This window comes from Shewanella sp., from assembly GCF_013214165.1.
Classification (GTDB): Bacteria; Pseudomonadota; Gammaproteobacteria; order Enterobacterales; family Shewanellaceae; genus Shewanella.
On sequence record NZ_JABSSM010000020.1, the window covers coordinates 89,070 to 101,868 of the forward strand.

Consider the following 12,799-nt stretch of genomic DNA (forward strand, 5'->3'; position numbering starts at 1 on the left):
GACGAGTAGGGCATTAGCCGAACTGGTTCATGGTGTTGTCTTTACCCGACGCTTTGAGCGCCTGATCACCGGAGAAGTATTCTTTGTGAGCATCTCCCATATCGGAGCCAGCCATGTTCTGGTGCTTAACACAGGCGATACCCTGACGGATTTCTTTGCGCTGCACATTCGCCACATAACCTAACATGCCTTGATCTCCGAAGTACTCTTTCGCCAAGTTATCGGTAGACAAGGCGGCCGTGTGGTAAGTCGGTAGCGTGATCAAGTGATGGAAGATACCGGCTTCACGGGCTGAATCGGCCTGGAAGGTACGTATTTTTTCGTCTGCCTCGATGGCAAGCTCAGTCTCATCATAATCTATGCTCATCAAATCGGCACGGTCATAAGCCGAAACATCTTTGCCTTCTTCTTGCATCATATCGAAGATTTGCTGACGGAAATTAAGCGTCCAGTTAAATGATGGCGAGTTATTGTAAACTAGCTTAGCATTTGGCACGACTTCACGAATGGCATTAACCATGGCGCCGATCTGAGCCACATGAGGCTTCTCGGTCTCAATCCACAATAAGTCGGCACCGTTCTGCAGGCTAGTGATACAGTCGAGTACACAACGCTCTTCACCCGTACCGGCGCGGAACTTAAACAGGCCATTGGGTAGACGTGAAGGCTTAACCAGCTTATCGCCGCGCTTAAACACCACATCACCATTTTCCAAGTTGTCGCTAGTCACTTCTTCGACTTCGATGAAAGAGTTGTACTTGTCGCCCAAGTCACCCGGCTCTGAAGTCACCGCAATCTTCTGCGTCAGACCCGCACCGAGAGAATCCGTACGTGCCACGATAACGCCATCATCGATGCCGAGCTCTAAGAAGGCATAACGTACGGCATTGATCTTAGCTAAAAACTCCACATGAGGCACAGTGACCTTGCCGTCTTGGTGACCACATTGCTTCACATCGGAAACCTGGTTTTCAAGCTGTATACAACAAGCACCGGCTTCAATCATCTGCTTAGCCATCAGGTAAGTGGCTTCTTCGTTGCCAAAACCTGCATCAATATCGGCAATGATAGGCACAACATGGGTCTCGAAATTATCTATCTTATCCTGAATCGCGGCTTTATCGGCGGCTTCAGCGTTATCGAGTTCACGGAACAGGCCGCCCAATTCACGAGCATCGGCTTGACGAAGAAAGGTATAAAGCTCGGCAATCAGGCTAGCGACTGAGGTCTTCTCATGCATAGATTGGTCTGGTAGAGGGCCGAACTCACTGCGCAGGGCGGCAACCATCCAACCCGAGAGATAGAGGTAACAACGCTTAGTGGTCAAAAGATGCTTCTTAATGGCGATCATCTTCTGTTGGCCGATGAAGCCGTGCCAGCATCCTAATGATTGAGTGTACTGTGAGCTATCACAATCATAGTTAGCCATGTCTTCACGCATTATCTTGGCAGTGTACTTAGCTATGTCTAAACCCGTCTTAAATTGGTTCTGAGTGCGCATACGAGCGACTGACTCAGGATTGATTGCATTCCAGGCACTACCTTCATTCTCAATCAAGTTTGCTGCAGTATCAATATCGGTTCGGTAATTTGACATGGTAAGTCCCTTCCTACAAATAATAATTATCAACGATTGCTTCCGTTCAAAATAATAGTAATATTGAGTTAAATTAGTCTAATTTATAGTAATTATCTTCGGTATTTGTTTTATGAATATGTCTCGTATTGATCTGAATTTATTGGTTTATTTTGATGTTTTACTCAGGGAATTGAATGTAACCCGCGCCGCAGATCAGCTGGGTATCAGCCAACCTGCCATGAGTAATGGGCTAAAAAGGTTAAGGGTCTTGTTCGATGATCCTCTGCTTATCCGAACCAGCAAGGGGATGACACCGACGCAGAGGGCAAGTGAGCTCAAACCTGTGATCCGTGAGCTGTTAATTGGTTTGGAGAAAGCCGTACAGCCTAAGGCCGAGTTTAATGCATTAGAGAGTGAGCAAGTGTTTCGTATGATGGCGTCGGATTATGCCGAATCGACCCTTATTCCCTTATTGATCGCTCGCTTGCGTAATGAAGCGCCGAAAGTCATTTTGGATATCATGACGCCGAGCGACGTTAATTTTGCCGATGTGGAACAGGGCAGAGTGGATATGGCGATTAATCGCTTCGATGAAATCCCTCAATCTTTTCACCAAAAAGTGCTCTGGAAAGACACCTTCAGTTGCCTCATTAATCGCACTAATCCCGTACTGAGGGACTTTAACTTAGACAATTATCTTAAGTCTCATCACGTCTGGGTGAGTAAAACTGGCATGGGAGTGGGGGTAGGCATGGATCCCGATGATGTCCAACGTCTAGGTTGGGTAGATGAAGCGCTGGCAAAAATTGGTGAAAAACGCCGTATCACAGTGTTCACCCGAAACTATCAAGCGGCCAGTTCATTGGCAGAGAGGCAAGATTTGATTGCCACTGTGCCCAGCAAGATGGCCAGATTAAAGCAAGATAACACCCGGGTCAGTATCGTGGCACCGCCATTTGACATCCCCCCCATAGAGTTGACCATGGCCTGGAGTCCGTTATTGCAACATAATCCGGCTCACAGATGGATGAGAGAGCTCATCACTGAAACTGCCAGGATCATAGACAGATTTTAACCGCCGGCTAGCCAGGTTTTCTTGGTGATATAACTTTGGTGAATGCCAGCTATAACTACGATAAATTAGTGATATACATTCAGTCTGGATAGACTGAATAACACGTCTATTAGCCAATATCATTTGCGCTTATACATCGGCGAGCAGTGTGAGTTAGCCCGCACCATTTCTTAGTCACACAGAAGCGAACAATAAGGCTGGCACTTTGTAGTAAGGCTAGTCGATGCTAGTCAATGACCCCTATCGGAAAGGATAAATATGACATCACGTATTCAAGTTGGCAATTTACAGGTCGCTACCTCACTGCTTAAGTTAGTGAATGAACAGATGATTCCCGGAACAGATATCTCATCGGCAAGGTTTTGGAGCTCACTCGAATCCATAATTGATGATTTAACACCAAAGAACAGAGCCTTATTAGCCCGCCGCGATGAGTTACAAGTTCAGATAGACAAGTGGCATACAGAGAATAAGGTCCATGATCCTCTGGCCTATAAAGCCTTCTTACAAGAGATTGGCTACCTGGTTGCCGAAGGCGACGATTTCAGCATCACCACACAAAATGTAGACATTGAAATTGCCCAGCAGGCCGGTCCTCAGCTGGTCGTTCCGGTAAAAAATGCCCGTTTTGCCCTCAATGCGGCGAACGCGCGATGGGGCAGTTTATATGATGCCCTCTATGGTACCGATGCCATCAGTGACGCTGGCGGCGCCGAGCGTGGCGAGGGTTTCAATCCGGTACGTGGCAGCAAGGTGATAGCATTTGCCAAGCAGCACTTAGATCAACTGGCTCCTTTAGCGATAGGCAGCCATAGCGAGGCAAGCCATTATCAAATTGATCGCAATCGGCTCGTCATCACCCTCAGAGATGGCACAGATACTGGGCTTAAGCAGCCAGAAAAATTTCTGGGCTATCTTGGTAACCAGGTAGCCCCCCATGCTGTGTTACTCAAAAATAATGGTTTGCATGTGGAGATCCAGATAGACAGGAATCACGCCATAGGTAAGACAGATCTGGCGGGAATGAAAGATCTGCTGGTAGAAGCCGCCGTGACCACCATCATGGATTGTGAAGACTCGGTGGCAGCCGTCGATGCCGATGACAAGTGTGAGGTATACCGGAACTGGTTAGGCTTGATGAAAGGCGATCTCACTGCCCGGTTAACCAAAGGCGGTAAGACCATCATACGTGAGCTTAATCTCGATCGTCATTATCAGTGTCCACTGGGAAGGGAGTTTACTCTGCCTGGTCGAAGCCTGTTATTTATCCGTAATGTCGGTCACCTGATGACCAATGAGGCCATTTTAGACAAGGCAGGTGATGAGGTTCCCGAGGGGATCTTAGATGGAATGCTATCCGTTCTGGCAGCAATACATGATCTTAAGGGCAATAATAAGCAGCGCACCAATAGCCGCGCGGGTTCGATCAATATTGTTAAACCTAAGATGCACGGACCCGATGAGGTGGCGTTTACCTGTGAGCTGTTTACCCGCATCGAAGATGCGCTGAGCCTGTCCAGAAATACCATCAAACTTGGGATCATGGATGAAGAGCGTAGGACGACAGTCAACTTGAAAGAATGTATTCGCGTGGCTAAGGAGAGAGTGGTGTTTATTAATACTGGATTTCTCGATAGAACCGGCGATGAGATCCATACCTCTATGCTCGCCGGTCCCTTTGTGCCCAAAACGCAGATGAAACAGCAAGCCTGGATAAATGCCTATGAAGATTGGAATGTCGATGTCGGCCTGGCATGTGGTTTACCTGGTCGTGCTCAGATAGGCAAGGGGATGTGGGCCATGCCAGATGAGATGGCGTCTATGCTGGCACAAAAATCAGCCCATCCCAATGCGGGCGCTAACACCGCCTGGGTGCCATCCCCCAATGGCGCCATACTGCATTCGACTCATTATCATCAGATCAATGTCGGCGAAAAACAGCTGGAATTGGCTAACCGAACCCATGCAAGATTAGATGACATTCTGACCATCCCCTTGTTAACGGCAACCTTGAACGATGAGCAGATCCAACGTGAACTCGACAACAATGCTCAGGGGATCTTGGGTTACGTGGTACGTTGGATAGATCATGGTGTTGGTTGCTCGAAAGTGCCCGATATCAATAACGTGGGGCTAATGGAAGACAGGGCAACCTTGAGAATATCATCACAATATATTGCCAATTGGCTGGAGCATAAGATCTGCACCAAGGAGCAAGTTATCATGTCCATGAAGAGGATGGCCGCGGTTGTCGATAAGCAAAATGCCGATGATGCTCTTTATCACGACATGGCGCCAGATTTTAGTGGCATCGCCTTCAACGCCGCGCTCGATCTAGTGTTCAAGGGGAAGCAACAGCCTTCGGGCTACACTGAGCCCTTGCTGCATGCTTACCGTATAAAGAAGAAGGCTGAGCAAGCTCAATAACATAGATATACCATCAATAATCATTTCATGTTTTAAGTAAAAGCCAGTGAACACAATGTGTTAACTGGCTTTTTATACCGCAGATATTATACCGCTCCTAGCTAATGTTCAGACCCTGTGCTCATGGGGTTTCAGTTGTCCCTATAGGCTCTACAATAGAAACTGTCGAGCAGTATCTGTTTTATCTCTGCAATCAGGGGGAATCTTGGATTCGCGCCTGTGCATTGGTCATCGAATGCATGTTCGGCTAACTCGTCCAGTTTAGCGAGGAAGTCGGCCTCGTTAACGCCGGCTTCTTGGATTGAAGCCGGAATGCCGCCTGTTTAGTCGGCATGTCAGTGGCATTGAAACGGATCACATTGCTGATGAGCAAGGCATTTTTCAGCCCAAGTGCAAGATGAAATTCGGCGCCCAAAATTTTGTCTTTTCTTGAAAAAATTTAGTGAAGATGAGTCTTGGCTAAATTATCTCGATGAAGAAAAATAACTCAAAATCCTGCAGATAACCGTGATCTCTATATCATTTCCCGATGTTGAGTCATTATCTGTTTAAATTAATCCATTAATTAATCGATTATATATAACCTGCTATTTTTTATGTTGGTAAAGATAATAAATTTAGACTCACCCTGCTATTTGTTGGTGATCAATAGATGCTAATTGAATCTATATGTAATAAGAATAATCTTGATATGTTTGGGTGGTTAAATTACCACTTCAGCAAAGGGTATGATGAATACTTACTAGTATATTAGTCGTATTTATTGATGTTTATCGTAAAGATAACCCTAGATTCTTGCCTAATAATTAAATTAATGTATTTATAAGCCAAATAAATATCAAGGATGTATAAAATAAGATGTCGTATAATGTATCGACCTGCTTAATGCAAGGTCTTAGCCAATTGGGAATTAGTCATGCTTTTGGTGTCAGTGGTGGAGGAATAGCGTCTCTCTATGACGGTATATTACAAAGTCAGTTGCATATGTCTCATTTTAAGCATGAATCGGGTGCTGTTTTTGCCGCCACTGAAGCTTATTTTTCCAATGAGAAACCAGTGCTGGTATTTGTGACAACAGGCCCGGGGATCTTGAATTCAATCAATGCACTCATGGCGGCAAAAACGGAAGGGGCTAAACTCATTTTCGTGTCCGGCTGTACCGGTGCTTCCCAACGTGGTCGAGGTGCAACACAAGAGACCAGTCACCTCACTACCCCCCAGAGTGCTATTTTTTCTTCCTCAGAATTGTTTGATCTCGCGCTTAGATTGGAATCAGCGAGTGAATTGCCAACGGTACTTCAACAAATATCTGTGGGGTTATCGCGGCCCCAAGGTTTTATCGCCCATATGTCATTACCTATGGACTTGCAAGGCAGCTTCTGTGAGCCGATGGATTTTAAATTATCAAGCTGCCACGGCGCTGTAGGTGCTGCCGATGAGGCGATTGAACAATGCGCAAGCATATTTAAACAAGACCGAGTCGCCCTCTGGCTAGGGTTTGGTGCACGCCATGCATCCAAGGACATCAAGACATTGGTCGAACGCACCCAGACTAATGTGTTCAGTACCCCACGTGGTAAAGGGATTTTTCCTGAGACACATGAACAATACGTCGGTGTGACAGGTATGGGAGGGCACGATGAAGTGTATTCCTTTAATCGTGATAATCGACCCGATTGGATCTTGGTATTAGGCACCAGGTTGGGTGAAGGCTCTTGTTACTGGCAAAAAGACATGGAACCCAAAAAAGGCTTTATTCACGTCGATCTTGATACTCGGGTTTTTGGGGTCGGATTTAATCAGTGTTACACACTCGGGGTGCAAGCGGATGTGAAAACGTTTGTACAGCAATTGTTGCACAAACTCCCGCCAGAGTCACTGGCGTGTAAACCTAATCTAGTGCCCGATAGCCCACGCGCATTTACCACCCCTGTTAAGTGGCAGCCACTAGCTTTCGACGCTAAGGCTATCCCTGAAGTGTCTTTATTGATGGCGGCATTGCAAAATTTTGTCGTCGATAAAACCGATGCCATCATCATGGGGGAATGCGGTAACGCATTTGTGTGGACGACCCATTATTTACGCTTCGACTCCCCTAATCGTTACCGTGCGAGTACGTATTATGGCTCTATGGGCCACTTTGGTGCCGGCGTTGTCGGCGCCGCAAGAGTCCATAGGGATAAAGTCTTTGCTGTCGTGGGAGACGGTGCCATGCTGATGCAAAATGAAATTCATACCGCAGTGACTTATCAGCTCCCAGCCGTGTGGATCGTGCTCAATGATGCGGGATATCGCATCTGTGAAATGGGACTAGAAGCACTCAACCTTAGATCCGATGAAACGGCTTTCACCGAAGTCGATTTTGTTCGCTATGCCGAATCCTTAGGTGCAAAAGCGTGTGTCATAGCGTCAAATGAAGATATTGAACCGGCAATATTAGCGGCCCTAGCAGCAAAGGGTCCCTTCATTATCGATATGAAAATTAACGGCTCCAAGGAGAAGTCTCCCTTTATGAGACGGGTCGAAAGCCTCAAGCAACAAGCTGCAAACGGTAAGCAGACTAACATTCCTGCGTGGGGATTAAACCAAGATAAGACGGATGAAGGATAAGGACATGTCAGTTAATTGCATAGACAACACCCAAGACAAGCCTGCTCAATTACACTCGATGAAGCCAAACGAACAGCATCAACAAGGTATCTACCTTGATGGTGAGTCATTGACCATAGAGCATCTAGTGGGGGTCGCCGTCGACAACCTCCCCGTGTACTTATCGAACTGTAGCTCAGTGACAGAGAAAATTGATAAGGCACATCAATGTTTACAACACTTTGTTAAGAGTGGTGTGCCTATTTATGGGGTTACCACCAATTTTGGTGGGCTAGCGAATCAGAGTATCGATCCTAAGGACTGCCAGCAATTACAAAAAAACTTAATCAAGGCGTTGAAAACCGGTGCCGGCCAGCGAATGAGAGTCGCCGATGTCAGGGCCGCAATGGTGGTTCGTGCTAATGCATTGATGAAAGGGGCGTCGGGGATCCGATTAGAAGTCATTAATCGATTGATGATTTTTTTAAATGCTGGCATGACACCCCTAGTGTATGAATTAGGCTCTATCGGTGCCAGTGGTGACTTGGTGCCATTGAGCTACATTGCCGGCGCGATTATCGGTTTAGATGATTCTTATGAGGTTGAATATAAAGGGAAAACAATAGATGCGTTGACAGCACTGAACATCTTGAATTTAGCGCCACTCATCTTAGAGCCTAAAGAAGCCCTCTCCTTAATCAATGGCACTTCGGTGATGGCAGGCATTGCGAGTAATTGTATTTATGAAGGGGAATTACTCACTCGTTTAGCACTGTACAGTCACGCTTTTTATATTCAGGCGTTGTCAGCTTCTATGGACCCCTTTAATGAGTTCACCAACACATTAAAACCCCATAGAGGCCAGAGATTGGCGGCTCAGCATATGAGGGAGCTATTGGCGGGTTCTGCATTGATAAAAAAGGGCAATATCAATGTAAATAAAATAGCGGGTCAGCAAGTATTTGATGATCTAGTCCAAGATCGTTATTCGATCCGTTGTCTGCCACAATATTTAAGTCCTTGCATTGAAACCGTGCAGAATATTGTATCAAGCCTAACCATAGAAATTAACTCGGCGACCGATAATCCTTTGATTGATGTCGATAATAATACCTTCCACTATACAGGGAATTTTCTGGGTTTAGATATCGCGGTAAATATGGATAGATTGCGTCACACCATAGGCCTAATAGCAAAACATCTAGATGTACAAATTGCGCTGCTGGTGAGTCCCGAGTTTAATCGCGGCTTACCGGCTTCATTAGTGGGCAATCAAGATAATTTAAACTTGGGTTTGAAAGGATTACAACTGTGTGCAAATTCTATTATGCCCATGTTGACCTATTATGGTAACTCTATCAGCGATAGATTTCCCACCCATGCTGAGCAATACAATCAAAATATAAATAGTCAAGGTATGGCTGCCGCAATATTCACCACCAAGTCGTTAGAATTATTTAAACAATATTCTGCGATTTGCTTGTTGTTCGGTATACAGGCAGTGGAACAGAGATGCAAGCTGGAGTATGGCAGTTATGACGCCAGAATAAGACTGTCGAAACCAACATGTGATCTATATGAATTACTTTACCAAGAACTAGGCTTGACCATTAGCGCCGAGCGTCCCTTGATCGAAAATGATATGGATCAGGCACTAGATAGCTATATTGCTAAACTTGTCTCTGCACTAGAAAGTGGGGGTAACTTGATGTTGTATCTTAAGAATCATGGCCCAAGTTTAATTCCTACATTTTAGATGACGGATTAACCATGAAGGCAAAGAGCATGAATTCAAATATTTCAATTGAGCAAAAAGTAAAGTATTTTGCCAAGACTCAGCCCGATACAGTAGCGATAAGGCACATCAATGAATCGGGTAGTGAGTATGACTCAATCACTTATAAAAAACTGTATCAGCGTGCTCTTGCTGTTGCCTATCATTTATTTGATTGTCATCCAGAGCAGGCCAATAGCTCCCTAGTGGTTATGCTGCAACCGGGAATTGATTTTAGTGTCACTTATCTTGCTTGTTTATTGAGTGGATTACATGCGGTCCCTGTTAAGGCCCCTGACTTTATGAATGTCAGTAAAAGTTGTGACTTTATTCGTTATGTCATCGAGCACAGCCAGACAGAGATGATAATGCTCGATGATGAAACCTTGTCTTTGATTAAAAGTGATGCACTATTATCGGCACGACTCGAGACCTGTGTGGTGATTAATGTGGATCGCATCCAAGCGTTCGATGAAGATAAATTAAATTCAATCGTGTTACCCGAATTTGATCATCATCGGATTAATCACCTGCAATATACATCAGGCTCCACCTCGAAGGCCAAAGCTGTCATCGTCCGCCATAAGCAACTGGACGCGAGTCTGCAATATAGTGCCAAGGCTTGGTGCTATTCCCCTCTGAGTATCACAGTCACTTGGGCGCCGCATTCCCATGTTTATGGTTTGGTCTGTGGGGTATTACTGCCGCTTTATTCGGGGGGGAGTCTTATCCTACTCGCCACCAATGATGTGGTGATGAACCCAGAGCTTTGGATACAGACACTGGCTCACTATCGGGCGACACACAGTGGCTGTCCGAATTTTGGCTATGAGTTGTGCAACAAGCGACTCAAGCAGACAAACTTGAGCCGATATGATCTGTCACAGTGGCTATATGCAGTCAATGGTGGTGAAACGGTGCAGTCAAGGACGATGAATAATTTTGCGCAATTATTGGGCGAAACCGGCTTCGAACGAGAGACTTGTTGTCCAGCATATGGCATGTCTGAGATGGCGGGTTTAATCAGCACCAAAACATCAGCACGAGAATCACTGTGTTTTTATGCTGATCAGCGTGGATTGATTGACAATCATGTGATTGCGATTTCGGCTGACGATCCAAACGCCAGGGAGATCGTCAGTTGTGGAACGCCAATCGGTGATCTAAGGGTGGTGATTGTCGATCCGAGTACACAAGATAATTGTGCTGAAGGACAAATCGGTGAGATTTGGCTTCATTCAATCAGTTATTGTTATGAGTATCTTCATGTCGATGCCAATCAAAACCAAGGCCGAAAGATAATGGATAACCGTTTGTATTTTGCTACCGGCGATCTGGGATTTATTCATCAAGAACAGTTATTCCTGACCGGACGCCTAAAAGAACTGATTATTATCAATGGCAAAAATTATCACCCCCATGACATTGAGGCGGGGGTTCAACATTGTCATAAAGAAACAGAGCAAGGTGTCTGCGTTACATTTTTGATTGACATGGCTGAGCACCAAGGTCTCTGTATTATACAGGAAACTCATGATCCACTAGCCAATAGTTTACCCGAACGTGAAAAACGTATTCGGTCATCAATATATGAGTTATTTAATTTAAATGTGTTAGACATAGTGTTTGTTGGGATTGGACACATACCCACGACCAGCAGTGGCAAAGTTCAACGTAGTCTGGCAGCTGAAATGTATATGCAGAATAAGTTTATTAACAGTAAGCAGTATAACATTCAATAATAGGGAAGATATATGAGTGGAATAAATGTAGATATATTAAGTATTGGTACGTATTTTCCTGATGAAATTCGCAGCAATGATTGGTGGTCGGATGATATCGTCGAGGTGTGGAAGAAAAATCAAGCGGTCACGATTGATCACGTAGATACTGCCCTGCACAGTGGTGGCTTAAGTGAGATTGAACATTTAATATTTTCATCGATTAAGCGCTATGGTGATGACCCATTCAATGGTGCGAGAAAACGTTATATCGCGTCCGAGTCACAAAAATCTTCAGATATGGAGACCTTAGCAGTCCAAGAGGCATTGAAAAATGCGGGAATAAAAGCGGGGCAACTTGATTTTATCTTGGTGCAAACCACCACACCGGACGCGTTATTTTCCACTAATGCAGCATTAGTGCAACACAGGTTAGGGGCATCAAACACCTGTTTTGTGCAATCGACAGAAGGCATGTGCAATGCATTTTTGACACAATTGCAGCTGGCACAGGGCATGATCGAAAGCGGCCAAGCACAATATGGCGTCATCGTACAATCGTCGATGATGTCTCGCTACCTCGTCGCCCAAGATTATATGTCGTCACAGTTTAGTGATGGTGCAGTTGCAGTCGTCATAGGCAAGAGTGAGATAAAAAATCTATTGTCCATGTGCCATTTTTCCGATGGTTCCATCGGCAACTATGCCAATCTGGGGATCCGAGATAAGCATTGGTATGACGAGGGAAAAGTTGAGCTGTATATGAATGAAACCAATACATCGCAAATTGTACAAGGGGTGCAATTGGCGAAAGATATGGTAGAAAAATCACTTAAAATGGCGAAGAGAGACAAAGATGAGATTAACTTTTTTGCCGGCCATCAAGGTATAGCTTGGTTTAGAGAAGTGACCCAAGAATATGCTGGTTTAGCCAAGGCGAAAAGTTTCGATACCTATCCTCTGTGCACTAGCATCATAGGCGGTAACATACCCTTATCGATCCATGAAGCAATGACAGCCGGCGTACTGAAAAAAGACGATCTTATCTGTTGCTTTACCCCCGCGGTTGGGACGATCGCCTCGGCGGCGGTATTGAGATGGAAACTGTAAATTTAAGCGGGTGAATAATGCTAAATACAAATCTTGAAAATGAAGTGGTACATACTATCGTGGCGGAGGTGTTAAATAAGTCGGTCGATGATATTGACCTAAACACCAAGATAATAAATTATGGAATTGATTCTATTCAAGTCTTAGATATTATTGGTCGCATTAGACGTTACTATGAACTCAATGATTTTCGCGTCGACCTGGCCAATATGACTATTGCCGAACTCGATGAAAAAATTATCAACATCCTAAGCCTATAACAAAAATAGCCTCTCCATGAGAGGCTATTTGACAGATTAAACACGTACATTAAACGCAATAGCTATCATGCCATTGGTGGGGGGGATGTGATCTCATCGGATGTGCTCCCGATCGACAAGACCCTGCAAGGCATCGCAGCAGGTGATAAATAACCATGAAGGGTCGACCTTCAAACACACTAGCCAATACCGAAACAGCCAGATGAACCCACGCAGAAAATGTGTCCAGGCTTCATTTAGGTTTGCTAAACGCTCACATGGCGC

General features: G+C 45.1%; 8 protein-coding genes and 1 pseudogene. 7 read left to right on the top strand and 2 right to left on the bottom strand.

Features of this window, described 5'->3' with window-relative positions:
• Positions 1-13: 13 nt before the first annotated feature.
• On the bottom strand, positions 14-1,597 hold the full coding sequence (locus HRU42_RS07285; RefSeq protein ID WP_295029889.1) for an isocitrate lyase: 1,584 nt from the start codon (positions 1,595-1,597) through the stop codon (positions 14-16).
• Positions 1,598-1,709: 112 nt separating this feature from the next.
• On the opposite strand from HRU42_RS07285, the gene HRU42_RS07290 reads away from it, so the two are divergent.
• On the top strand, positions 1,710-2,654 hold the full coding sequence (locus tag HRU42_RS07290; RefSeq protein ID WP_295029890.1) for a LysR family transcriptional regulator: 945 nt from the start codon (positions 1,710-1,712) through the stop codon (positions 2,652-2,654).
• A 258-nt stretch (positions 2,655-2,912) separates the two neighbouring features.
• Positions 2,913-5,081 (top strand): malate synthase G, encoded by a 2,169-nt coding sequence (locus tag HRU42_RS07295; RefSeq protein ID WP_295029891.1) that lies wholly within the window; start codon positions 2,913-2,915, stop codon positions 5,079-5,081.
• 131 nt (positions 5,082-5,212) lie between these two features.
• Here the strand turns inward: HRU42_RS07295 and HRU42_RS07300 are convergent.
• Positions 5,213-5,502: pseudogene (locus tag HRU42_RS07300) on the bottom strand (bifunctional acetaldehyde-CoA/alcohol dehydrogenase); the annotation flags it as partial.
• Between the two features lie 437 nt (positions 5,503-5,939).
• Here HRU42_RS07300 and HRU42_RS07305 point away from each other — a divergent pair.
• From HRU42_RS07305 to HRU42_RS07325, 5 genes are read left to right on the top strand one after another with little or no spacing between them, the layout of a single operon-like run.
• Positions 5,940-7,691 carry a thiamine pyrophosphate-binding protein gene (locus tag HRU42_RS07305; protein WP_295029893.1) on the top strand — a complete coding sequence of 584 codons (1,752 nt, stop codon included), beginning with the start codon at positions 5,940-5,942 and terminating at the stop codon, positions 7,689-7,691.
• A 4-nt stretch (positions 7,692-7,695) separates the two neighbouring features.
• Positions 7,696-9,426, top strand: a complete 1,731-nt coding sequence (gene hutH, locus HRU42_RS07310) for a histidine ammonia-lyase (RefSeq protein WP_295029894.1) — start codon at positions 7,696-7,698, stop codon at positions 9,424-9,426.
• Positions 9,427-9,455: 29 nt separating this feature from the next.
• Complete coding sequence (locus tag HRU42_RS07315; RefSeq protein ID WP_295029895.1) at positions 9,456-11,186, top strand: AMP-binding protein; 1,731 nt, start codon at positions 9,456-9,458, stop codon at positions 11,184-11,186.
• Between the two features lie 12 nt (positions 11,187-11,198).
• Positions 11,199-12,275: a hypothetical protein gene (locus tag HRU42_RS07320; RefSeq protein WP_295029896.1), complete on the top strand. Its 1,077-nt coding sequence runs from the start codon at positions 11,199-11,201 to the stop codon at positions 12,273-12,275.
• 17 nt (positions 12,276-12,292) lie between these two features.
• The gene (locus tag HRU42_RS07325) at positions 12,293-12,535 is read left to right on the top strand and encodes an acyl carrier protein (RefSeq protein WP_295029897.1); all 243 of its coding nucleotides are present in this window, start codon (positions 12,293-12,295) and stop codon (positions 12,533-12,535) included.
• Positions 12,536-12,799 lie beyond the last annotated feature (264 nt).

Coding starts and splice junctions, on each gene's coding strand:
- HRU42_RS07290 (WP_295029890.1), top strand. CDS start 1,710: ATGAATATGTCTCGTATTGATCTGAATTTATTGGTTTATTTTGATGTT.
- hutH (WP_295029894.1), top strand. CDS start 7,696: ATGTCAGTTAATTGCATAGACAACACCCAAGACAAGCCTGCTCAATTA.
- HRU42_RS07295 (WP_295029891.1), top strand. CDS start 2,913: ATGACATCACGTATTCAAGTTGGCAATTTACAGGTCGCTACCTCACTG.
- HRU42_RS07285 (WP_295029889.1), bottom strand. CDS start 1,597: ATGTCAAATTACCGAACCGATATTGATACTGCAGCAAACTTGATTGAG.
- HRU42_RS07305 (WP_295029893.1), top strand. CDS start 5,940: ATGTCGTATAATGTATCGACCTGCTTAATGCAAGGTCTTAGCCAATTG.
- HRU42_RS07320 (WP_295029896.1), top strand. CDS start 11,199: ATGAGTGGAATAAATGTAGATATATTAAGTATTGGTACGTATTTTCCT.
- HRU42_RS07315 (WP_295029895.1), top strand. CDS start 9,456: ATGAATTCAAATATTTCAATTGAGCAAAAAGTAAAGTATTTTGCCAAG.
- HRU42_RS07325 (WP_295029897.1), top strand. CDS start 12,293: ATGCTAAATACAAATCTTGAAAATGAAGTGGTACATACTATCGTGGCG.